Below are 21601 nucleotides of genomic sequence, written 5' to 3'. Positions count from 1 at the left end.
ATCTTACCAGTAGCCCAGTGTGACTCAAGTTCGCTAAATTGGAGAAAAGTAGCGCAAAGGAAACGGTAAATGGCAGCACAATTGTTACTGGTAGATGATGAACCAGGATTGCGTGAAGCCGTAAAAGACTATTTGCAAGAGAGCGGTTTTAGCGTTCAAGTTGCCAGTAACGCCCGACAGGGCTGGGAGATGATGCAGCAAAATACACCAGACTTAGTAATTTCTGATATTATGATGCCTCAGGTAGATGGTTATCAGTTCCTCAAACAACTGCGGGACGATCCTCGCTTGCGATCGCTACCGGTGATATTTCTCACTGCTAAGGGTATGACGACTGATCGCATCCAAGGTTATCAAGCTGGTGTTGACGCCTATCTAGCCAAGCCGTTTGATCCAGATGAACTTGTGGCTATTGTGGAAAATTTACTGGAACGCCGTATAGCCAGAACTCCAACTCCAACAGAAGAAGGTGATACGCCAGATATTACCGAACTGGCTAATCAGATTGCCCAAATCAAAGCTTTGTTAACTCAAAGAAATGCAATAGCTCAATCTCCAGCACCTTTTAGTATTGATTTAACGCCTAGAGAACAAAGTGTTTTAAACTTAGTCGCTGAGGGGTTGATGAATAAAGAAATTGCTCGGCGTCTAGAAACGAGTGTCCGAAATGTAGAAAAGTATGTTAGCCGTTTGTTCAGTAAAACCGGTACTAATAGCCGTACAGAGTTAGTTCGTTTTGCTTTAGAACACGGTCTTGCAAAGTAACATTGACGCTCTGCGTTCTGAAAAGTCGCAGAGCCACCAGAAGATTTTGCTTCTTACATCCCCAATTTTTGAGTTGAGACTCCCACCGCTAAAAGCGGATGGGATTCTCGGGCTGGGCTTGCTTTTTTGGGTTTGCCCTCTGAAGTCTTACAGGTCATACTCGTCCGTTCGCGTAGCGTGCGCCTAAGCGCATAATACAGCTTTTTACACCATACCGCAATTATGGACGGCTCCCAGCGCGTTTATCCTTTTGGGAATACGTTTGGTGTGTGCCCCGTTGCGAGCGTGAGCGTAGCAATCTGTAGATTACTGAACGATCTTGACCTATGGCAACTTTAACGCCGAATTTTTTCCATTTAGAGCAAGCGAAATTAATTTTAACACGCTTGAGTTTAAGTACAACAGATTCTACTTAACTCATTGAGAAAAAGGAAAATCTCCTAACAACACTAATTTGTTGAGGTTTCGCTATTTTCCTCCATTTTTATTTTTTTAAAGTAAAATATTCAGATTTTTTCAAGCTCCTTCGATTCTTAGAGGAATAATGCGGATAGGGGAATTACACTGAAATCTAATTTTTACTAACCACAACCCTGTTATAAAAGCAAAGCATGAATACGACATTAAAGTAGGCACCCATTGTTTCCGTAGTGCTAAGGGTGAGGACTATTATAAGTCCCAGCGCTATGGTTTGTGGGGGGATGGTTAAGCAAGCCAAGTCATTATTAGAAGAATCTGTCAATAGGAAAAATTAATGCACAATCTGCCATTAGTAGGGTGACACAAACTTAAGTATTAACTAGCTTCAGCAGAGTTGCGTAAGCGCATCAATTGGCGTCTCATTTGCGGTGAAGCTTTGAACTCAGAAACTTCTTGAGCCTTGACATTTGCTTGCAAGGTTTCTAAAAAGTCGTCAGAACCCTCGGTTAAAGCGTCTAGCAGAACCTGCAAAAGTTGGTCGCGATCGCTCAACAGACTTTTTTCTTCTATCAACCGGAATTTCAGGTGAATTTCGCACTCATAAACACCTACATCGACACTATTTACTTGGCGTGGTAATGCTTCAAAGTTCATAGCTTTTAGACTTCCTTGTACTAAGAGGTAATTTGGGTGATCTGCTATTTTTCAAGCAAGAATTCTGTATACTTTTTTGACTTTCAAAGTGTCGGAATTAACAATCCTTGTTTGTCGGGAAACAATCTCATTGCATTTTACTCTCCTAATTTATCTTCCGGTTTGATTTTCACTCTCTGGTTTTTCAGTTTTCTGCAATAGCTATGGTTCAAGTAAACCATAACTATTATTCAGTTTTTAGGATTCCATGCAATAAAGTTTCTGTAAGAACTTGTTCAAGCTTTTTAAAGCTTTTTACATCAACTTTCTCTCCAAGTCAATAAGAGTTTAAGTTGTTACTGTAAAACTGGTGTTAACACGTAAGTGAATCCGCTGGTTATTTCCTATATAATGATAGCCAGACGTTGCTGTACCATAATTCCGTAAAATTACTAAATGTACAATTTATTCATTTAAAAATGCAGGAAACTGAAATGACCAAAGTAATTAGGGGTAAAATTTTCGTTTTGGACGACAACATAGACACAGACCAAATTATTCCAGCCGAATATCTTACCTTAGTTCCTTCCAAACCAGATGAATACGAAAAGCTTGGAAGTTATGCTTTAGCAGGTTTACCAGACCGTTACGGCAAATTTATCCCTCCAGGCGAAATCAAAACAACTTACCCCATCATTGTGGCAGGAGAAAACTTTGGCTGCGGTTCATCACGAGAACATGCCCCCATAGCTTTGGGTGCAAGCGGCGTCAAAGCAGTGATTGCCGAGTCTTATGCCCGTATCTTTTTCCGTAATTGTGCTGCAACAGGAGAACTTTATCCTTGGGAATCACAAGAAAGATTATGTGACAAATTTGAGACTGGTCATGAGGTATCAATAGATTTTGAAACCAATCAACTGATTAACCACACTCTTAATCAGATATACAATCTCAAACCTTTAGGAGAAATTGGACCAGTGATTGATGCAGGAGGTATTTTTGCTTATGCTCGTCAGACAGGCATGATTTCTTCTCGCTAAGAATTGCGTCTACAATGATTGAGAGCGCGATTAACCCTAAATAAAACCGCTTATGGATAACACGATGCTGCTTAAGTCCACAACCCGGCACATAAGGATTTTTGCCGGCGAAATAGATCAAGATGGAGAACTTGTTCCTAGCAGTCAGGTTTTAACCTTAGATGTAGACCCAGACAACGAATTCAACTGGAATGAAGATGCTCTGCAAAAGGTCTATCGCAAGTTTGATGAACTGGTAGAGGCATCTAGTGGGGAAGACCTGATAGATTACAATTTACGCCGTATTGGCTCCGACTTGGAGCATTTTCTGCGATCGCTCTTGCAAAAAGGCGAAGTCAGCTACAATCTTTCCGCACGCGTCACCAATTACAGCATGGGGCTACCCCAAGTTGCATCTGAGGAAAATACTGAAGGTAATGGCGTGTGATGTAAAAGTGGAAAATCAGTACTGAATGAGAACAAAGTTCGTAAATTGTAAGCTGCTCTGCAGTATACCGTTTTTCTCAATTGACGCTCGCCCTCGCGTCTTAGTACGGCTCACCATAAATCAGGTACTGAATTCGCTCCTTGGATGAACTTTGTCCAAGGTGATCAAAATTTTGATTTGCGACCCCTTTTGAGGTCGCAAATTAATGAAGATAAACTCTGTAGGTTTTTTCATGTGTTGCCAACGCGTAACCGCACCGGTGCGTGGCTCATATCTTGCATCTCTGGGTAGAAAACCGTAGAAATTAAAAAGATGCGCAAGGAAATGACGTGATTTTTATTGAGACAGACAACTCAATAAAAAACTTTTGGTTTAATACTGAGTGACTAAATTAAATTAATTTTTATTGGTACAAGATGTCACCTATTTAAGGAATTGATAACTTATAATAAAATTTATAACAATTGCAACTCAGTAAGATTCAGAAATTTTTGAGTAGAAAACGGCAGCAGAAAGCTATCACCAGAGCTAATTGCTGACTGCAAACCGTTTAATATCACTTCACCAAATTCTATTTCCTTCTTCGTCTACTCGTGCTTGGCGAATCACATCAGAGATCTCTTCTGCATCTCTCACGTGATGGAGAGCCTTTTCTTCACCATCTGGCTCTTTAACGCCAAAAAAAGCCGGAACTTGAATTTGTTCACCCGTGATATCTGGAGAATCAACCGCAAGTTGTTGTGTTTTTTCTTCGACTGTTTCTGGTTCTTCAGAAATGACGTCACCAGGGTTGACTGCACGATGAGTTTCTTTTTCTTTGTTATCTTCCATTCGGATTTCACCAATTCTTAAATATGTGGAATTTTCATTGGCAATGGTCATGTAATCAATAACCCAAAAGAGGAGTCACTGTGAAAAGCTAATAGTAACTAGCAAGACGTCCTTTAATTTTACCTGTTGGTCTTTAAAGTCAATTGATTACCACCTACATATAAATTAGAGAAAAAGCTGAGTTATCTCCTCTTTCTGATGGAATAATTTCTTTGAACCAGGATTAAAGTGTAAAATAAAGCTACTTGACACTTTATACACATTGAGATAGACAATTAAAAAAAGCAAATAAAAAAACTTGTGACTTCAAACACAGTTTTCTCTAAAGAAAATCCTGAAGAGGGGAGGTGATGAAGCTTTGACAAAGTTATGTCAGTAAAGGTATGAAATTTTGGTGAAGTAAGCTCTGGTTCCAACATCTGTTCTTTTAAGATACATCTGTAATCATGCTAGGACTGTATGACCAAGTGACATGACTTTACCCATCCCAGAGTGCTTTTGAGCGTGCTACAGTTATTCCCTTTCGTTTGTGAACAAGAATTTTCTCGCTCAGAATAACCTTAGTGGTCAGTTTTAGAGTTCACGACCAATTTGGGTGGGAATGCTGTATGTTGATAAACAAACAACACAAATCGCTTCTATGCCTTATCCTGTTTGGTGTGAGTCAGGCCAGTGGGTGGCATTGCTTACCGACTGAAAAATATCTATTATATTTATCGCAAATTTTTCCAAATTTTACTATTTGAACCTGAGTTCGCAAGTTAAAATCGTGATCCAATCCAAATCGTAATGAGCGGTCAACAGTGCCGCTGCCAATGCTGTTGAAAAAATGCCAATCCGCTGATCGGTGCGAAGACTATGGAAAATGATGCGGCAACGCTCTACTGCACAAATGAACTTTGTCAAGCTCCAAACCCCCTGACACACAAATTTTGCCTACGATGCTCCACACCCCTGCCTAAACGATTCCTCTGGGCTGTGACAGACGGGGAAATCTTGGCTAATGCCGGAGAATTATTAGCCGATCGCTATTTGGTTATCAGCAAGGCGCTTGTTTTGGATACCAAACCTGGTTTGTTGCCCCAAACGCCAAATGGAGAACATGCACAGGCAGTAAAACCTTACTTGCGGCTATTTCCCTACCGCTTGCATGTACCCCAAGTTTATGGAATCCTGCCGAGAAGTGGCGACACTTATGATAAAGAAATATTACTTTTAGAAAAACCTCCGCTTTCTGTGCTAGACAGTACAGAACCCTTGGAAGTCCAAATTGCTTACGAATTAACCACAGCTTGGCATAACGCAACATCAATACGCCAACTGAATTTGCTGTGGCAGATAGCTAATTTGTGGCAACCTCTGGCGAGTGAAGGCGTAGCCTCTAGCTTACTGAACCCAGAGTTAGTCAGAGTGGAAGGGTCTTTAGTACGCTTATTGGAATTGCGTCAAGACAATCAAACTTCGCCTGGTTTACCCCAACTCGGGGAATTTTGGCAGGAGTTGCAGCCACAAGCCAAAGGAGCGATCGCCGAATTTTTGAGTGAAATTTGTCGTTCTCTGATTGCGGGAGTTATACACTCTGGTGAGCAACTCGTTGCGATTATAGACAGGGGGTTGACACAATTAGGGCAAACCCAAACACCTCTTATCAAAATAGTCACCAAGACTGACACAGGACCTTGTCGCCAACGTAATGAAGATGCTTGTTACCCCCCAGCTGGCAGTATTGTCAGCAAACCACCATCACAAACAGGTTTAGCTATTGTCTGTGATGGCATTGGTGGACACGAGGGAGGCAATGTTGCATCACTTTTAGCCATTGAAACGATTCAACAACAACTGCATGAACTGACGAAATTGCCTTCTGAGCATATAGACTCATCTATTGTACTTGCTTCGTTAGAAGGGGCAACCGCAGCAGCCAATGACATCATCAGTGAGCGCAACGACGACGAACATCGGCAAGGGCGTCAACGCATGGGCACAACCCTAGTAATGGCATTGCCCATTGCTCATCAAATGTACATTGGTCACGTTGGTGATAGTCGTGCTTACTGGATTACACGCTCTGGTTGCTATCAAGTCACCCTAGATGACGATGTTGCTTCTCGTGAGGTACGGTTGGGCTATGCCACATACCGAGATGCAGTGCAACAGGGAGCATCAGGTTCTTTGGTGCAGGCATTGGGCATGAGTGCTAGTAATTCATTGCATCCGACTTCACAACGATTTATTCTCGACGAAGATAGCGTTTTTCTGTTGTGCTCTGACGGTTTGAGTGACTTTGACCGCGTAGATCAATACTGGGAAACAGAAATTTTACCCATTCTTACTGAAAATTATGACATAGCTAAAGTCACAGATAAATTAGTAGAAATAGCGAATATTCAAAATGGACACGATAATGTCACGATCGCGCTAGTACACTGCCAAGTTAAATACTCAGAACCAAAATCAACCCTTCACACTTCCCTTGCTAACCTCTCTACATTACCAATAGCTTCTAACACTGCGATCAAAACGCCACTAGTTGCATCACCTGTGGGTAGAAATCAAAAAACTCAAGTAATGCCAACAACTAAGCCCGCCAAAAGTCTAAAAGTACCGCTACAGGTGATTGTTGTTCCGCTGCTATTTGTTGTTATCGGTTTGTTGGCATATCTATGGGGTCCAAAGTTGCTCTCTATCAACTCCTCACCAAGAATAAGTCCGGATAGAATACCATCTATGCCGCTACCGCCGATCACAAGTGGTTCTCAGGACAGTTCGGCTAAAGACAATGTGAATGCACCAGGAGTGATTCTTCAAACTAACAGCGAAATAGAATTCACAACAACGAACTCGCCCCCAAAAGGCGCGATCGCCCCAAAAGGTAGTGTTTTGCTAATTCTCAAGCAACAGCAAACAGAGAAAAACGCGAGTATGTATCTGCGAGTCTGCTCTATTAACCGGCAAGCAAGCTCATCTAACTCACAACCAACTTCTGCCACAGCAAAAAAACCTTTACTCAAGACAGGAGATGAAGTGAAAATTTCATTCTCCAAATTCAAGTCATTAAATATCCCCAAAGCTCAACCAGAAGTGGCGAGACTATGTCAGCCCTCAAAAGACGCTTCCACAGATCCTGATGGAGAATCGAACAACTGAGTTTGTGCCACAGCAATGAAATCTCGCGGAGGGTCAACTCTTAAGAGTTGTTAACAAAAACTGATAACAGATAACAGATAACTGGTTAAAGTAGGTGACACCTGTTAGCCGAAGAGCAGCACTTCGTCAAAAACTCGATAAACTGGTAGAAGCCCGAAATAGTATAGATGATATAACTTTAAATCAAAAACTGAAAAGGTAGAAATTTTGCCTTTGAAAATTGTTATTTGAAATTATTTGATTCTATAGATTAACCAAGACTAACGAATCCATGCCATCCCTTAACTTGGCGATCGCCCGTCTCATCAATACCGGCAATGACAGTTTCGCCATTTGGGTGGTGAATGCTCCTTATCCTAGTGGCTATGTTCTACATGATTGTCTATGGCCTCAACATCTTACTCAAGCATGGCTTGAGTGGCAGCAAATGTTTGCTGGTCACAGTCGCTTAGATATTTCCCCAGGAGCAACACCCAAACAGACAAATCCTCTTCCTCTGGATTTTGCTGCCCCAACTTCAGCTCAACCCACCAGTTACACTGCTCGTTTGATGCAATATTTAGGAATTAGCTTGTGGGGTTGGGTATTTGACGGATCAATTCTCAATAGCTTTGAACGCAGTCGTGGCATTGCTATGGGGCAGCATACGCGTTTGCGCGTGCGACTGGAAGTTCGTGATCCGAATCTAATTGCCCTGCCTTGGGAAATTATGCAGCGCGAACCAGGTCAATCTGCCATTTCTCTGTCGCAACACATACTATTTAGTCGTACCACCAGTGAAGTCGAACCTCTACCGTATTTACGCTCAGAACAGGGGTTAAATATACTGCTGGTTTTGGGCGAGGATGAAAAGCATCTAGAACTTCATGAAGAAGCCAATATACTAGAACAAACTCTTTCCAATAGTTCTATTGTAGCAAACTATAACAGTGGTTATGCACCTTGTATGGTGAAGACACTGCTGCAACCAACTCCTATTGAGTTAATTCAACAGCTAGAAACTAAGGCATACAACGTCTTGTTTTACGCAGGTCACGGTCTGCAAGGACCAGACGGAGGTTTGTTATTTTTGCGACCGGGTATGACCCTCAATGGGATGGAATTAGCCCAAGTATTGACTCGTACAGGTGTAAAACTAGCAGTTTTCAATGCTTGTTGGGGAGCACAACCAGCAGCTGCTAATCACCAGGCTGTGCCTCACAGCAGTTTAGCAGAAGTGCTGATACGTCAAGGTTTGCCTGCAGTATTGGCGATGCGTGATGAAATAGCATCTCAAGAAAGCCAGACTTTTATTCAAGCTTTTACTGCTGGTTTGCGAAAGCGACTGCCAATTGATGAAGCCGTGACAGAAGCAAGGCAACAACTATTAATAGTTTACAGGTTCAATCAACCCGCTTGGACATTGCCGATTCTTTACCTGCATCCAGATTATGATGGAGAACTGATAAAAAATTTTGATGAGGGGATCACAGAACTCCCAGAAACTTCTATTCCGGGAATCGCTTCTTTGGTTTCCAATGCTTGTTTGCGATCGCTCTCCCCAGGAGGGAAAACTTCGTTATTGCGACCTGGGATCACCCGGATCGGGCGCACCGGAGATAATGATATTGTCATTCCAGAGCCTTCGGTTTCAAAACGCCATGCTGAGATATTATGTCGAAATAGTCTCACAGGGGCAAAAGCCGTGCGAACCTATTACTTGCAAGATTTGTCCACCTACGGTACAACCTGGGTTTGTCAATCTGATGGTTGGCAACAAATCCATCGTCAGGAAGTCCCGTTACAATCTGGCATGCAGTTAAAGTTTGGCAGTACCAGAAGTCAACCTTGGGAGTTCATCGTTGATAATTCCCCACCATAAGGGTTGGGAACACTGATTTTCTACCATTGAAATATAGCTAAATAAACCAGTACTTTTTGGTAGAACGGCATTCTTTTTGCGGAAATGACACTTTGGCAGTTGTAGCTGTGTATGTACATTAAATAATTAACAAAGGATCGAGCGACAATGGTTAAGAAAATCAACAAATCAAAAACTTCTCATTCCCTACGGTCTCAAGTTGATCTCCAGCTTTTAGAAGCACTGCTTGAACCCGAGGATGCTACATATCCTTGGAATCCCGCTGATGAACAATCAGAAAACTATTTTGCACAACTAGAACAACAGTTCCAGTTTGAGGACGTTCTTGATGAGGAACTGACTGAACGTTCCCAAGCTTTCTATAATTGCTTGGATACACTTTGGCACAATAATTTGAATTCCCGGCAGTACAAAGTTACTACAAAATCTTCTATCTTAGTGAATCTTCAAAAAAATTTACAAGCAGGCTTCGCCGCTAGTGTCCCTCAAGATTGGATCACGGAAATTGCGCACAAAGCTGCTGAAATTTTTCATTCAGGGCAATCTAAGGGTGAACAACTGGTAAGTTGTGTAAAATCTGTATTACCTAATTGGGAAACAGATGATCTTTTAGTTATGGCTCGTCCTTTCGCTTACGCAATGAGGAGCGGTGAACACAAAAATGTAAACTCAGTTGTAGATCACGTCGGCGATCGCGAGTGGACAAATCTATCTGAAGTTGAGAAAGCAAAGGTAAGTTTGGCAATTGCTTACCATGCGCTTGATGAACTCAAGAATATTGAAGAAGAAGTCTAAGATTTGTGCCCTATTTCCTGCTTTTATCCAACGGGCGAGGAAAACTTATCTTGCCAGAAGAGCGATAATTTTGTTGTTTATGTAAAAATGCAGGGTTTTTCTGATTGAGACACAAAATGTCTGACTTAATATGTTGGTAGTGAGTTCCCAATCAAGCCAATGTATATAAAAGTACAAAGTATTAGATGGGTGCAGCAACAGTAGTCGATAATAGACACAAGAGTCAACTATCAATCAATCATCCGCCATCTCCGTGATCATCTTGTTGCACTCATTACTTACGTCCAAGAAAACGGGTAGCGAAGTTTTGCGATCGCGTTGGTGAAAGCACCCTAGCTTTGAGAATAGCTGCCATTAAAAAGGCGTAAGACAAAACCCCAACAATCACCAACAGCAAACCGTTAAAAATTCCCGTTGTATTCCACAAAGCGTGTAATCCCGCTGCTGTCAGATAACCAACTGGCAAAATTTGCCAACTTTTAGAGGGTTTGAGTACAGCCAAACCGAAAAAATAGCCAAAATATCCACTGTAAGCCATATGCCCGGCAACAGAACCGAGAATTCGTGGAATCACCAGTTGCAAACCTGCCAAATTACCAGCTCCTGCTCCATACTGTGCTGAGACACTTTGAGTTATATTAGGCACATACTGTCCTAAAGTTTCCAATAGGGTAAAACCCACAGCAGAAGCTGTTCCCAGTAGAATACCATCAAGAGGTTCCGTGATACCGATGCGTTCCCTCCACGGTGACGGGACTACCTTAGCAATCATAAACGCTATCAGCAAAGGTATTGCCTTGAGTAATTCCTCCATTAAGCCAGCGCCAAAAAACATTCGCACCAGCAACTCTGTTAAAGTAATGGACTCCTGTTCTGAGGGCAAACTACCAGGCAACAGACCGCGAAACACAAAGATAAACAAATCCAAAACGGGAGTCAGTAAAATCACTGCCGTCGTCAATGCCGATGCACACAGCACCCACCAAGGCTTTGGTTTACCACACAACTGATAAATAAAGTAGTAAGCTGCTGAGGCTATATAAATTGCGACTATGACTTGGTTGGCTTGTGGTTGACCTACGGTGGCAAACATAAGTACCACGAAGATAACTGTGAGAACTCCCGGTATCAGGTAAGCTTTACGAGTTAAATCTTTGCCAGTAGAAATAATCGGAAACAGCTGAGTGAAGCTAAGCGCATCTGGTGTTTTTGAGGGAGGTCGATAATGCGCCGAGGTTGGTGTTGGATAACTATTTGCTGGAGTAAGTGGTATTGCTGCTGGTGGGGCGATCGCAGTGGCTTGTTCGTGGTTTTGTTCGTACTCAAAAACAAATTCTGGACCATCATGACCCAGAGTAATGCTATCTCCGTTCATCAATTGCTGACAACCCTGCAATCGTTGTCCATTTAAGTACGTGCCATTGGCACTAGCCAAATCACAGATTAACCAACTAGCTTGAGCATCTGCAGATGAAGTCAGAGGACGAACAGCTGCATGGCGACGAGATACCATGCGATATGACATGGCCTCTAACACAACTTGGCAGCTGGGATCACGTCCAATAACTACCTCTTGACTGGGAAGCAGCGAGTAACAAGTTTCCGATCCAAAAGAAGTTCCAATACCAGACACTTGCCGCAGAATTGCATTCTGTCTTGCATTTTTACCTGTCATTGAGTTGCAGGGTGTTTCTAAAGTATTTCTTAAAATAATTGGGCAATAGGACTTAACCCTAGCCACAACAGCAAAATTGCTAAATCCACTATAGCTTCAGTCACTGCTTATCAATGAGAAATTAAAAAAATCAAAATAAACATAGATTTTGACACAACATTGGTCATTTTTACCGTTGACAATTGACATATTTATAGTTTTTACCACTATACCTCCGAAAAAACACAGGGAACAAGCAACGCCTAGAGGATCAGCCGAACGGGAACTCTAAACGCTTGACTGTTAACACCTTAGAAGGGGCTTCGGTGCAATCTGTCGCATGTGGCGTTTTCAAGGGCAGCCAGGCGACTGACGTATGCGCAAAGTGCACGCCCAGAGATCTTAAGCGAAGCGGAACTGGAGGTTCTCCCCGGAGGATTAAGAGCGCTACGTGAACTACCCAACACCGACCCTGTCGGATACGGTGTGGGCTTCTGTACTCATAGGCGAATGCCTCAAATGAGACTTTCGTCCCATTTTTGGTCTTACTTCCCCTCCTACAGCACCAGACGGCTGAACCTTCCGCCTTTAGCATTCTGATTCCTTGTGTTCTAATATTGATAGCTGCGTTTCCATCCCGGTCATGGTGAATACCACAATGAGGGCAAGTCCAATCCCTCACGTCTAACGGCATATCACCAACTTGATAGAAACAATTAGAGCAGAGCTTAGAACAGGGAAACCATCTATCTATCTCAACCAACCTTATACCTTATAGTGCGGGACTTACGACGAAGAAGTTAAAGGCTCATACCTAAATGGCTTTAAGTGCTAGCTAAACAGCAGCCATTTCCAGATGCTCAATCCTAGTACCCAGTATTTTGAGAAATTCTGCTAACCAACGGGGATGAGCAGGCCAAGCTGGTGCTGTGACTAAATTACCATCAATGACAACCTCATTAGCTGGAACATCCACGTAAGTACCACCAGCACGCCACACCTCCGTGCTACAAGCAGGGTAAGCAGTGCAGTTTTTGCCTTGTAGGACATCAGCAGCAGCCAACAACTGCAAGCCGTGACAAATGGCAGCAATGGGCTTGTTTGCTTGGGCAAAATGGCGCGTAATTTCTAGTACCATGCGATTGAGGCGGATATATTCAGGTGCACGTCCTCCAGGAATAACCAATGCATCATAGTTTTCAGCTTTTACTTCTGCAAAAGAAGCATTAAGAGTAAAATTGTGACCGGGTTTTTCACTGTAAGTTTGGTCACCTTCAAAATCGTGGACAGCAGTCCTAACTTTTTCTCCAGCTTTTTTGTCTGGACAACCAGCATGAACGGTATGTCCCACCATCTGCAAAGCTTGGAAGGGAACCATTACCTCGTAGTCTTCGACATAGTCTCCTAGGAGCATCAAAATTTTTTTAGTAGTCATTTGATTTTTTACTGATTAATCATTAATTTATGAGTTAATATTAATTGATTTTTGCTTTTTTGAGTGCTGCTAGATTAGATTTTTTTCAAAGATATAATTCTTTTTACCTTCATGTCCAACTGAAACAGTTTAACTTTAAAAATTTTAACATATTTTAAAAAATTCTGAATTCCTCAGATGCGTTACTAATGAATAATGACTCTTCAAACTAAATGAAACTCCTTCAAAGCTTTGGGAAAATTTGGATTTTCATGTCCAGGACGGCTAAGTTTAATCAAAGCAAAACGTTGTAATGAAGTTAATTCTGCCCACTGTTGAGGAGAAAGCGTGACGCCACATTCTCTCGCTTTCTCTTGGAGGTTTGTTGGTACACTTTTAGCATCTAACCATGCGGGATGTGGTTCTATTGGTAACTCCGCAACTGGTGTGCCAATACGTTCTAAAATCAGGCTCTGGAGATATTCCTTATATGTTTTAATTTCAGGTTCTGTAGAGCAAGGTAATTCAACCAAAGCTTCACGATCAGCTTTCGTCAAATGACTCCAATCAGATAACTTTAACTTGATGCCACAAATATCAAGTTTTTGACGCACCTGCATAGGAATACAACGCAGTGAATCAACAAAATCTGCTTCAAACTCAAAAAACTCTGACATAATAATATTTAGCTCTGCTTTAATTATTTTGTTTGTTACTGAATCGAATAATTAAATAACTGATTGATAAAGCAAGAATAGCAATACCTAAACCGATAATATCAATACCTGTTACTTTCCTTAAGTCAAGAATAATAATTTTACGAGCAATAGCAATTAAGGAAGTCACAATAACTAATTCTACTTGCAAGACGTGCTTCTTTAGATAACCCGTGATATTTTCTAAGATTTCTAAAGCAATTAATATATTAAGGAATAAACCAAATATTGCAAATAATATTGTGTTAAACTTTCCGTGAGGTGTCGTAAATAGTTCTTGTACCAAAAAAATTCCTAGATCAATAATTGCTGCTACAATCACTATCACCATAAAAAGAGATAGCAACTTAGATACTACCACCTCTATATTTTCAATAGAGTGCATAAACCTATGATCTTTGAGATTTTCTGCAATTTGCTTGAATAGCTTTCGCATCTGCAGCGCTCCCCTAGAAAGTAAAAAGTCAATAGTAAAAAGAAAAAAGAAAAACCACCAAGATAAATCTATAGGATGGAAAAAGGATGGTTTGTCGATTTGTCCTTTGTGTTGAAATGGCACTTTTTTCTTTTGCATAGCTAAAGCTAAGAGACCATCAAGAAACAATAGTCAAGAATTTTAAACACTATTAACTATTGACGAATTGTTTTTATCGCTAAACATACTGTGGTGTATGTATAGCAGCTTAGCATTCTTAGGGTGACAGTTGATAACGATTCTTTCAATGCATAATACTAATATCTTGTACCTATACGTGTAAACCATGCTTTACTAAAAAAGCACAAAAAAAGATACATTGGATGATGCGGATATTTTTAGTAAATCAGGTATTTCAGGCTTAATACTTAGTGCTTAAAAAATATTAAATTGTTCAGATGCAAGATGTGAGAGTCCGACTGACCAAGCCTAAGCCCCTTTGAGAGCTGCTTCCCTACACCCTTACACCCCTGTGTTTGTTGAAAGTTACCCAATTCGATATCAACATGAATCGCCACTAGCTCTACTGCACAAGCTTTTAATTCTGGTTGGAGTGAATCGGGGCAAGATTCAGGGTGGGTGAGAGCGTTAGCTTCAGCATTATCTGCCCAAACTGCACCCCAATGCATAGGGACAAAAACTCTTCAGGGGCGATCGCCTTCGTAACTTTTGCCCCAAACCTAGCTTTCCCCCGACGCGATCGCACTCCCACCCATTGGTTATCTATAATCCCCAACCGTGCAGCATCACGGGGATGAATCTCAACAAACGGTTCGGGCGATCGCCAGTGAGTTTGACAAATTCAGCATAAACTTCAGCACAATTAGCAAAGCCTAACTCCTTGTGGTAACCCAACCTGCGACCAACTCCTGCCAAAATTTCCCAATCTGCTTTTGCTTCACTAGGCGGTCGGCAGAATGCTGCACACAGCGTGACCATGCGTTCAGAATTGGTCATCACGCCAGTTTTCTCACTCCACTGTGCAGCTCGAAAGAGGACGTGAACGTAAGCAGCGGTTTCTGTTGGATAGTAAGCGTCTTGGTAGATGGTGAAGGCTGACCAGTGAGCGAAAACATTATGGACACAGAGTTTTAGTAGATTCAGTCACGCAAACTCCGAACTAATTTCAACCAATTTTTTCAGAACTCATATTATTTTAAGGTTCTCCCTTAAGCAGAATTTTTCTAGCGTAAAAAAGGACCAAAGCTGCCTATTTCTTACAGTAGCGTTTCTACTCCTGTGAACGGTTACGCTTCCATGCTGTCTTGGTTTGTTTGAGAAGCTATGAATTCTTCAAGATTATTCTGAATGCTTTGACAAATTTTATCTAGTGGTAAATCGTTATAATCGTAACCGAAGGGATTTTCTATTTCCACTCCAATTTCCTCAATCCCAAACAAAGCAAAACTGACTATTCCTACAAATAGACCTGTCCACCAACCTAAATCTTTGACAAACTGAAAAGGCAGAATTAAGCAGTAGATGAGTACCAGTTGATTCAGATGAATGACGTAGGCTGTGGGGATTGGTGTTTTCAAAATGCGTTCGCAGCCGCCTAGATTATCCATCAAGTCATTCATTAAAGTGTGAATAGTAGCCAATTGATAATTAGTTAAAACACCTCGCTTGTATTCCTGCTGCAAGTAATCTCCTAACCAACGAGTGATTTCTAACGGCATATTTTGAATATTTTGCAAAACCTTGTATTGAGAGGGCGAAACCCAAGGTTTTAACTCCTCACTAGCTGGTTCATAACGAAGAAATCGCTTTTTTGAAATCGCAAACGCCGACAATAAACGTAATGTGTTAATTTTACGCTCTCGATCTCCAGGTTCAACTTCGTCAACTGCAACCCAAATTTGCCAAGCTAAATTGCGGATAGTGTTAACTGTACTACCCCAAAGTTTTCTTCCTTCCCAAAATCGCTCATAAGCTGTATTAGTACGAAATACTAGCAATAAAGCTAAAACAATACTGGGAATTACACTGCCTAAAATGGGTTGAAAAACAGGCAATTTATTGAAGTAAAGAAAGGAAATTATAATGCCAAATGCAGCACAGAAAAGACAACGTTGTAAAATCCCTGGAATAACAGAACCTTGATATCTAAATATTTCTCTAAGCCATAATTTTCTGGCAGTAGTTTTTGATATTTTTCCCATCAACGGATCTATCCTCAAGCTGCTATTTAGCGATAACCATGTCTCAAACGCTATTATCCCACACCTAATACTTAATATCCCAAATAACAGAACCTCTGAAACTCAGGACTAATTTAAACCAATTCTTGTCATAGCTCATAACGAACGCACCCACACACAAAATATTTAGGACTTACGCATGAAAACTTAGGGGCGAGGGGTGCTTATACCGTTTCACTTTAAAGTTAGAACATAGCGGGTAAGTGGGGGAGTAGGGGGAGTCAAATGTATCAGGATTTTTGTGAAAGGGTATTAAGCCTGATGACGAAATGGACACTTAGTAGCAGCAGATTCTGTTTGCCAGGGATCACGTTGATAGAAATAATTTGGTTTGAGAAGACGATTTTCAAACTCTACGGTATACACCGGAGTCGTGGAAGCTGATATTGGTGGAATCAGCCAAATGCGATCGCCATAAACATGACGACCACACTATTGTTCATTATCTACAAACAGCATAAAGGAAGCGGTTAAGGCGTGGTGATCGAGTATCCTGACACCATATTTTTTGTATGAGTGAATGTATACTTAGTAAGCTTTTTGCGCGAAGTGGCACGAACTATGCACCGATCTCGGCTCGAACTCTAGTGGTCTTATCGGTAACAACCGATTCAGCAGCCACAGGCACTAGCTGTACCGCACAAGCTTTTAATTCTGGTTGTAGTGAATCGGGACAAGATTCTGGATGAGTCAGGGCGTTAGCTTCAGCATTCTCTGCCCAAAGCGCACCCCAATGCATAGGGACAAACACTGTACCAGGGGCGATCGCCTTCGTAACTTTTGCCGGAAACCTAGCTTTTCCCCGACGCGATCGCACTTCCACCCACTGACTATCTGTAATCCCCAACTTTGCAGCATCACGGGGATGAATCTCAACAAACGGTTCAGGATGCATTTGGCAAATCTTTTCAATCCGACCAGTACGAGTTTGGGTATGCCAATGACCATAAAGTCGCCCAGTTGTCAAGACAAAAGGATAATTCGGATCTGGTGGTTCTGCCAGTCCCCAAGCTAAATCTGTCCCCTTTTTTTGCACCCACTTGACAAATGTGCAATTTTCTTAACTTGTCACGGGTGAATCATTAGTAGATTTTTTCTTTTCCAATTCGTTCTATCGATTTCGTTCTATCGATTGCTAAATATATTCGCTGATTTCCGAAAAAAGTTTGAGCTAACCATTTTTCAATTATGGGAAACCACAATTCTTCTATATTCAATATTGCTAATGATAGGAACCTTTGTAATTTCTTCCGTCTTGACTAGCATTGAATGAATAATGGTAACGACTCTGATATTTTCTCTAGTTTCACAGCTTTGATGTTTTGTACTACTTTAATCACCAGCGTCAGAAATATTAATTCGGACTGTGAAAGTAAACTTTGTAGATGCTTCTGGTATAATTTAGGTAACGGTTTCAATAGATATATCTTATTGACAATATTGGTCGATCTTTTTTACCATAATTCGCTCAACTTAATACAGTACACAGGCTTTGGGTTGCTTGTCTCCCCTTCAGCGTGTACACATAAGTCGAAAGCAATTGGACAATGTGCCGAAATCAGATAATCAGCGTGGGTTTTTCCATCCCTGTGAGTATACTAAGTTGGGCAATTTCATTAGCAATAGCAAGCAGGCTAGCAAGTGCTTGCTGTGGCTGCTGATTCTGTTTAGCAACCTTGGGTTCGTAAGTTTCTAAAAAAATCCTTATGGTTGCCGCATATGTCGCTGTACCAGAAAGGCGAAACACAATTCTAGATTCATCATCGAAAATAATTCGGATACCTTTATGCGTACTGACGCTACCATCTACTGGATCAGTATAGCTGAAATCATCACAGTATATTACTTCATGGGGACCGAATCGTTTTCCTTTTAAACTTGCCATTGAAGTTTGCAACTTGTTCATGAGTGTTGCGGCTCGTTCCGGATCTACTCCTTCATAGTCATACCGTAAGTGATAATTCCGACCATACAGTTGCCAGTATTCTTGAACAATTTGCTCAACGGATTGTTGCCGCACTGCTAAAATATTTAGCCAAAACAGCACTGCCCAGATCCCGTCTTTTTCTCGGATGTGGTTAGAGCCAGTACTGAAGCTCTCTTCGCCGCAGAGTGTGACTAGACCTGCGTCAAGGAGATTGCTAAAGAATTTCCAACCTGTGGGGGTTTCATAACAATCAATTCCCAACTTTGCTGCTACTTTATCTACAGCAGTGCTAGTAGCTACTGATCGTGCTATTCCTGCTAATCCTGACTTATAACCGTAAACCAGCTTTGCATTAGCTGCTAATACCGCTAAACTATCGCTGGGGCTGACAAAAAAATTGCGACCTAGGATCATGTTGCGATCTCCATCCCCATCAGAAGCCGCCCCAAAATCAGGAGCGTCTTTGCCGTAAAGAATCTCCACCAAGTCACGTGCGTAGACGAGATTCGGATCGGGATGCCCACCACCAAAATCCTCCAAAGGCGTACCATTACGCACTGTTCCCATAGATGCTCCTAAACGGTGCTCAAAAATGGAATGGGCATAAGGACCTGTAACAGCGTGTAGGGCATCAAAACACATCCGAAACCCAGATTTAGTTAGAAGTTGATGAATACAATCAAAATCAAACAAAGTTTCCATTAATTTTTCGTAATCATATACGGGATCAATGACTTCAACTACCGTATTTCCCAAACGAGACTCTCCCAAAGTGTCTAAATCGATATCTGGTGCATCTAGGATCTTGTAGTAGTTAATTGTTTTGCTGTAGGCGTAGATTGCTTGTGTTACTTTTTCGGGTGCTGGTCCACCATTGCTGACGTTGTATTTCACTCCGAAATCACCAAGGAACCCGCCTGGATTATGACTGGCAGACAAAATAATGCCAGCCAAGGCGTTATACTTGCGAATGATGCAGGAGGTTGCAGGAGTAGACAAGATACCGCGATGACCGACTTTAATTCGCCCAAATTTATTGGCCGCAGCCATTTTCAGGACGATTTGTGTGGCTTGACGATTGTAATAGCGACCATCGCCACCCAGTACTAGGGTCTGCCCCTGGCAATCTTTGATACTCTCGAAGATTGATTGAATAAAATTCTCTAAGTAATTGGGTTGCTGAAATACAGCAGTAGATTTGCGTAATCCAGAAGTACCAGGTTTTTGATCGGCAAAAGGGCTTGTGGAAACGGTACGAATATTCATGTAAAAAAAATAATTAGTTTGGAATTGACATTTGATGCTGAAAATAAAACAAGTAAGCTTACCTATCAGTGGTTCTAAAGATAAAGAGCCACTCAAATGAGTTCGTTGATCATTCTCAACTAATAGACGCTTGAATGTCGTCTAAAGGTTGACTACTAATGACGTGATCGCGGTCCTCATTACTACAGTTGGCAAGTTTTTGAGAAATTACAGAATAAAAACGCCAAACTAAAATTACTGCGGAGATTGCGGGACCTAGAATTAAACCCCACCATAGACCGATACCTCCCCAAACCAAATTGAGTCCCATAAAATAGCCTCCACCCAAGCCAATACCCCAAAAAGTCAAAAGGTTTATCAACATAGGTATCCTAGTATCCTGTAACCCTAGCAACGCCCCAACAGCGATCATTTGAATACCATAAGCAATTTGGTAGAGCGCTGCCAATTTGAGAAAAGATATTGCAATCTTAATGGCTTCAGTATTGTCTACGTTATTGATGTCCAAATAAATTGCCACAAGGTGGTCAGGAAAAAGCCAACAAATTAGTGCAACAACGAACGAAAACACCGCACCAAAAGTAATACCGATAGATGCCGCTCTTTTTACACCAAACAAATCTTTCTCACCCAGCCTTTGTCCTACTCTCGCTGTAGTAGCACTGGTAATGGCTGCTGGAATCGCCATAAAGATTTCTACTGTCTGGATCGCAATTTGATGAGCCGTTAACACTTCCGTTCCAAGATACCCCATGAGCCAAACTGTAACATTTAATAGTGCTATTTCCGCTCCAAAGTGAATCCCCATAGACCATCCAGTTTGGAAGATTGTTACGAAAATAGACTTGTCAAATTGATACAAATGATCAAAAAACTTGTAATCCTTAAAATTCGGGTGGAAAGAAAACAAAGCAAATGCTATCGAGAAGTTTACCCAAAAAACGATGCTACTTGCCCAGCCAATCCCAGCTAAACCAAGGTGAGGAAAACCGAATTTACCAAACATCATTACATAGTTAAGTGGTATATTTAAAAACATCCCAAATATTGTTATAGCTGCGATAAATCGGGGGTGATTGACAGCAGAAGCAACGTCTTTTAGTATGAGAACACCAATGGCAGCAGGAAAACCCCAAACCAGCGCTCGTGAATAGGTTTGTGCTAGCAGAACATTGCTGCGTTCTTGACCCGATAAGAGCAACAGCGAGTCGCAATGCCAAATTAAGAGCATCACAGGTATAGATATTGCACCTGCTAGCCATAGTCCATGACAAGTGACGCGATCTATTTGGTCTGTCTTGCTCGCACCAAAAGCCTTAGCTGCCATTGCTCCTACTCCAGAGCAAATTCCATACACAACATATACTGAGGTAGAAAAAGCAATTGCGCCTAGAGCACCACCTGCCAAACTTTGAGCACCAAGTAAGCCCATCATTACTACATCAATGGCATTGATGGCAGTATCAGATATTTGAGTAATTACTAAGGGAACTATCAGTCGTAGACTTTTTAGAGCTTCTGATAAAAGCTCTGACTTAAATTGAGTTGAAGCTATCTGCATTTCAGTAACAGAAGTATTTTCCTTCAAAAAAAGTTTAAAAAAGTTTGGAATTTGGTAAAGTACTACATCTAGAGCATCGGTTAAATAATCGCAACTCTCATTTAGGGCAACTGTTGGAATTGAGATAAAAATTTTATTGTAAACTATTTTAATTTTAATTATTTATTGTAAACTATTTTAATTTTAATTAAGTTTGTAACAATTCAGTAGAAGAGTTACTAAGTAGTGTTATTATTAGTCACGAGCAAGATAGTTGCAAATAAGCTAGCTGAATTTTATTTCTGTAGCGATAGTTCACCTGCCGTAACCCTCCGCCCATTCAACACCTATGGACCTCGTCAATCTGCCCGTGCTACCATTCCAACGGTGTTGACTCAGGCGATCGCCAAAGTTGAAAAAATTACTCTCGGAAATCTAGAACCAAAGTGTGATCTGACCTTTGTTTCATATGCTGTGTAGGTGTTATTG

16 protein-coding genes and 5 pseudogenes are annotated in these 21601 nt (G+C 41.4%); 7 read left to right on the top strand and 14 right to left on the bottom strand.

Translation table 11 applies throughout. The features are described from left to right. Nucleotides 1-69: 69 nt before the first annotated feature. Entirely contained in the window at nucleotides 70-765 is a 696-nt protein-coding gene (locus tag AC5590_RS19925; RefSeq protein WP_169265202.1) for a response regulator transcription factor, read from the top strand. A gap of 795 nt (nucleotides 766-1560) precedes the next feature. Here the strand turns inward: AC5590_RS19925 and AC5590_RS19920 are convergent. Further along, complete coding sequence (locus AC5590_RS19920) at nucleotides 1561-1839, bottom strand: Npun_R1517 family heterocyst differentiation transcriptional regulator (RefSeq protein ID WP_048869887.1); 279 nt, start codon at nucleotides 1837-1839, stop codon at nucleotides 1561-1563. A 473-nt stretch (nucleotides 1840-2312) separates the two neighbouring features. Here AC5590_RS19920 and AC5590_RS19915 point away from each other — a divergent pair, with 473 nt between their 5' ends. Together AC5590_RS19915 and AC5590_RS19910 are read left to right on the top strand one after the other, a co-directional pair. Further along, nucleotides 2313-2858 carry a LeuD/DmdB family oxidoreductase small subunit gene (locus AC5590_RS19915; protein WP_169265201.1) on the top strand — a complete coding sequence of 182 codons (546 nt, stop codon included), beginning with the start codon at nucleotides 2313-2315 and terminating at the stop codon, nucleotides 2856-2858. A 52-nt stretch (nucleotides 2859-2910) separates the two neighbouring features. Further along, nucleotides 2911-3285: an NAD(P)H-quinone oxidoreductase subunit M gene (locus AC5590_RS19910; RefSeq protein ID WP_169265200.1), complete on the top strand. Its 375-nt coding sequence runs from the start codon at nucleotides 2911-2913 to the stop codon at nucleotides 3283-3285. Nucleotides 3286-3846: 561 nt separating this feature from the next. On the opposite strand, the gene AC5590_RS19905 is transcribed toward AC5590_RS19910, so the two are convergent. Then, nucleotides 3847-4116: a hypothetical protein gene (locus tag AC5590_RS19905; protein WP_169265217.1), complete on the bottom strand. Its 270-nt coding sequence runs from the start codon at nucleotides 4114-4116 to the stop codon at nucleotides 3847-3849. Nucleotides 4117-4974: 858 nt separating this feature from the next. Between AC5590_RS19905 and AC5590_RS19900 the strand changes: the two genes are divergently transcribed. From AC5590_RS19900 to AC5590_RS19890, 3 genes are all read left to right on the top strand, one after another. After that, on the top strand, nucleotides 4975-7263 hold the full coding sequence (locus AC5590_RS19900) for a PP2C family protein-serine/threonine phosphatase (RefSeq protein ID WP_169265199.1): 2289 nt from the start codon (nucleotides 4975-4977) through the stop codon (nucleotides 7261-7263). Between the two features lie 271 nt (nucleotides 7264-7534). Then, entirely contained in the window at nucleotides 7535-9124 is a 1590-nt protein-coding gene (locus tag AC5590_RS19895; RefSeq protein ID WP_169265198.1) for a CHAT domain-containing protein, read from the top strand. Between the two features lie 147 nt (nucleotides 9125-9271). Then, nucleotides 9272-9919 carry a hypothetical protein gene (locus AC5590_RS19890; protein WP_169265197.1) on the top strand — a complete coding sequence of 216 codons (648 nt, stop codon included), beginning with the start codon at nucleotides 9272-9274 and terminating at the stop codon, nucleotides 9917-9919. Between the two features lie 274 nt (nucleotides 9920-10193). On the opposite strand, the gene AC5590_RS19885 is transcribed toward AC5590_RS19890, so the two are convergent. The 12 genes and pseudogenes from AC5590_RS19885 to AC5590_RS19830 form a co-directional block, all read right to left on the bottom strand. Next, the gene (locus AC5590_RS19885; protein ID WP_169265196.1) at nucleotides 10194-11594 is read right to left on the bottom strand and encodes a PrsW family glutamic-type intramembrane protease; all 1401 of its coding nucleotides are present in this window, start codon (nucleotides 11592-11594) and stop codon (nucleotides 10194-10196) included. Nucleotides 11595-12029: 435 nt separating this feature from the next. Beyond that, a pseudogene (locus tag AC5590_RS19880) lies at nucleotides 12030-12345 on the bottom strand (zinc ribbon domain-containing protein); the annotation flags it as partial. A 63-nt stretch (nucleotides 12346-12408) separates the two neighbouring features. Continuing rightward, nucleotides 12409-13008 carry a DJ-1/PfpI family protein gene (locus AC5590_RS19875; protein WP_169265195.1) on the bottom strand — a complete coding sequence of 200 codons (600 nt, stop codon included), beginning with the start codon at nucleotides 13006-13008 and terminating at the stop codon, nucleotides 12409-12411. Nucleotides 13009-13211: 203 nt separating this feature from the next. Then, nucleotides 13212-13664 (bottom strand): nitrate reductase associated protein, encoded by a 453-nt coding sequence (locus tag AC5590_RS19870; protein WP_169265194.1) that lies wholly within the window; start codon nucleotides 13662-13664, stop codon nucleotides 13212-13214. A gap of 19 nt (nucleotides 13665-13683) precedes the next feature. Then, a complete protein-coding gene (locus AC5590_RS19865; RefSeq protein WP_169265216.1) occupies nucleotides 13684-14139 on the bottom strand; it encodes a phosphate-starvation-inducible PsiE family protein in 456 nt (151 codons plus the stop codon). A 407-nt stretch (nucleotides 14140-14546) separates the two neighbouring features. Further along, nucleotides 14547-15237, bottom strand: a pseudogene (locus tag AC5590_RS19860) (molybdopterin oxidoreductase family protein); the annotation flags it as partial. A gap of 188 nt (nucleotides 15238-15425) precedes the next feature. Further along, nucleotides 15426-16340 carry a bestrophin family protein gene (locus AC5590_RS19855; RefSeq protein WP_169265193.1) on the bottom strand — a complete coding sequence of 305 codons (915 nt, stop codon included), beginning with the start codon at nucleotides 16338-16340 and terminating at the stop codon, nucleotides 15426-15428. 291 nt (nucleotides 16341-16631) lie between these two features. Beyond that, nucleotides 16632-16901 (bottom strand): annotated as a pseudogene (locus AC5590_RS19850) (nitric oxide synthase oxygenase). 37 nt (nucleotides 16902-16938) lie between these two features. Continuing rightward, nucleotides 16939-17385: pseudogene (locus AC5590_RS19845) on the bottom strand (molybdopterin dinucleotide binding domain-containing protein); the annotation flags it as partial. A gap of 71 nt (nucleotides 17386-17456) precedes the next feature. Next, nucleotides 17457-17797, bottom strand: a pseudogene (locus AC5590_RS19840) (IS4 family transposase); the annotation flags it as partial. A 140-nt stretch (nucleotides 17798-17937) separates the two neighbouring features. Next, nucleotides 17938-19572, bottom strand: coding sequence for an alpha-D-glucose phosphate-specific phosphoglucomutase (locus tag AC5590_RS19835; RefSeq protein WP_169265192.1), 1635 nt, complete (start codon nucleotides 19570-19572; stop codon nucleotides 17938-17940). Nucleotides 19573-19687: 115 nt separating this feature from the next. After that, the gene (locus tag AC5590_RS19830) at nucleotides 19688-21133 is read right to left on the bottom strand and encodes an MATE family efflux transporter (RefSeq protein WP_169265191.1); all 1446 of its coding nucleotides are present in this window, start codon (nucleotides 21131-21133) and stop codon (nucleotides 19688-19690) included. 225 nt (nucleotides 21134-21358) lie between these two features. Between AC5590_RS19830 and AC5590_RS19825 the strand changes: the two genes are divergently transcribed. Beyond that, nucleotides 21359-21592: an NAD-dependent epimerase/dehydratase family protein gene (locus tag AC5590_RS19825; protein WP_211178448.1), complete on the top strand. Its 234-nt coding sequence runs from the start codon at nucleotides 21359-21361 to the stop codon at nucleotides 21590-21592. The last annotated feature ends 9 nt before the right edge of the window (nucleotides 21593-21601 follow it).

The organism is Brasilonema octagenarum UFV-OR1 (assembly GCF_963888615.1).
GTDB lineage: Bacteria > Cyanobacteriota > Cyanobacteriia > Cyanobacteriales > Nostocaceae > Brasilonema > Brasilonema sennae.
The sequence above is the reverse complement of the archived record's forward strand: the minus strand, read 5'-3'. Positions and strand labels throughout refer to the sequence as shown.

Coding starts and splice junctions, on each gene's coding strand:
- AC5590_RS19925 (WP_169265202.1), top strand. CDS start 70: ATGGCAGCACAATTGTTACTGGTAGATGATGAACCAGGATTGCGTGAA.
- AC5590_RS19920 (WP_048869887.1), bottom strand. CDS start 1,839: ATGAACTTTGAAGCATTACCACGCCAAGTAAATAGTGTCGATGTAGGT.
- AC5590_RS19915 (WP_169265201.1), top strand. CDS start 2,313: ATGACCAAAGTAATTAGGGGTAAAATTTTCGTTTTGGACGACAACATA.
- AC5590_RS19910 (WP_169265200.1), top strand. CDS start 2,911: ATGGATAACACGATGCTGCTTAAGTCCACAACCCGGCACATAAGGATT.
- AC5590_RS19905 (WP_169265217.1), bottom strand. CDS start 4,116: ATGGAAGATAACAAAGAAAAAGAAACTCATCGTGCAGTCAACCCTGGT.
- AC5590_RS19900 (WP_169265199.1), top strand. CDS start 4,975: ATGGAAAATGATGCGGCAACGCTCTACTGCACAAATGAACTTTGTCAA.
- AC5590_RS19895 (WP_169265198.1), top strand. CDS start 7,535: ATGCCATCCCTTAACTTGGCGATCGCCCGTCTCATCAATACCGGCAAT.
- AC5590_RS19890 (WP_169265197.1), top strand. CDS start 9,272: ATGGTTAAGAAAATCAACAAATCAAAAACTTCTCATTCCCTACGGTCT.
- AC5590_RS19885 (WP_169265196.1), bottom strand. CDS start 11,594: ATGACAGGTAAAAATGCAAGACAGAATGCAATTCTGCGGCAAGTGTCT.
- AC5590_RS19875 (WP_169265195.1), bottom strand. CDS start 13,008: ATGACTACTAAAAAAATTTTGATGCTCCTAGGAGACTATGTCGAAGAC.
- AC5590_RS19870 (WP_169265194.1), bottom strand. CDS start 13,664: ATGTCAGAGTTTTTTGAGTTTGAAGCAGATTTTGTTGATTCACTGCGT.
- AC5590_RS19865 (WP_169265216.1), bottom strand. CDS start 14,139: ATGCGAAAGCTATTCAAGCAAATTGCAGAAAATCTCAAAGATCATAGG.
- AC5590_RS19855 (WP_169265193.1), bottom strand. CDS start 16,340: ATGGGAAAAATATCAAAAACTACTGCCAGAAAATTATGGCTTAGAGAA.
- AC5590_RS19835 (WP_169265192.1), bottom strand. CDS start 19,572: ATGAATATTCGTACCGTTTCCACAAGCCCTTTTGCCGATCAAAAACCT.
- AC5590_RS19830 (WP_169265191.1), bottom strand. CDS start 21,133: ATGCAGATAGCTTCAACTCAATTTAAGTCAGAGCTTTTATCAGAAGCT.